This window comes from Leisingera sp. F5 (assembly GCF_001593695.1).
Genome location: NZ_LUKH01001361.1, coordinates 1 through 1,079, shown reverse-complemented (window position 1 = coordinate 1,079; position 1,079 = coordinate 1). Strand labels below are relative to the sequence as shown.

General features: G+C 60.1%; 2 protein-coding genes. Both read right to left on the bottom strand.

What is annotated here, in order from left to right:
• Positions 1-572, bottom strand: a 572-nt coding sequence (locus tag A2I95_RS41435; RefSeq protein WP_291738091.1) for an AMP-binding protein, incomplete at its 3' end; no start/stop codon positions are given.
• Positions 573-588: 16 nt separating this feature from the next.
• Positions 589-1,079, bottom strand: a 491-nt coding sequence (locus tag A2I95_RS41430) for a hypothetical protein (RefSeq protein WP_291738090.1), incomplete at its 5' end; no start/stop codon positions are given.

The window sequence follows — 1,079 nt, the reverse complement described above, 5'->3', positions numbered from 1 at the left end:
GTGTGGCAGATCATAACATGCTGATCGCGGTCCATATGCGGCAGGGTATAGTCCGCTGGCGTCTGGGCAAAGGTTTCCGGAACCGGGATTACTTCGATGCCCGGGGCCTCGATGCTGCCATCTGTCAAAAAGATCCGCTCAATCCCGTCCAGCGGCAGGCCGCTGTCCTGCAATGCCTGTAACCCGGCGCAATCGGTTACAACCGTCCTGGCGCCGCTGTGGCGGATGAAGTTCAGAAAGTTCTGAACCGTCATCCGGCCATTGACGGGAACCGAGATTGCACCCCGGCGCATTGCCGAATAGCTCCACAGAAAATAGTCCAGCGAGTTGCTTTTCCAGATGGCCACCCTGTCGAACCGGCGGACGCCATGGCTGTGCAGCATGCGGCACAGCCGGTTGACAGTATCGCGCAGCCCGGCGCCAGTCAGCCCGTCATCCGGGATACCATACTGCGGCAGCTTTTCGTCGGTCGTGAAGAAGATCTCCTCTTCGCGCCCGGCGATTGCGGTATCCATCAGGGTTGCGATATTGACAGTGCGGTCGAGAATGAATTGCAGACGTTTCGGAAACACGGTTAAGCCCTTTCCTTTAAAAGAATATCCGGTATTCGATGCCGATGTTGGAGCTGTCCTCCAGAGTGCCGTAGGGAGACCCCGCGGGGCCCTCCAGCCAATCGGCATACAGGTAAATCACGCTTTGGGAGCCGAGCCGGAACTTGCCCCGCAGCCGCACATAAAGGTCGTCTTCAAACCAGCTGGAAACAGTGGCTTCGGCGGACCGGCGGGTATCGTCGCTTTCCCAGGTATAAGACAGGCTGGAGCCGGTTTGCCGGTCCTCGTATTGCCCGTAAACAGTCCTGACACCTGCCGCCAAGGGCGCCAGCGGACCGGCGCCGGTGCTGCGGCTGGTCTGCAGATCGCGCCAGAACAGCTGAACGGCCAGCCTGCTGGTGCCGGCCAGCTCGCGCTCAGCGCCTAGAACGGCCTGAAATTCATCCTCCGGCAACAGCGCATCGGGAATGGCGAAACTTCCGGCTTTGTACTTATTCAGGGCCGCCTCGCCGTAGAACCGCCATGCGC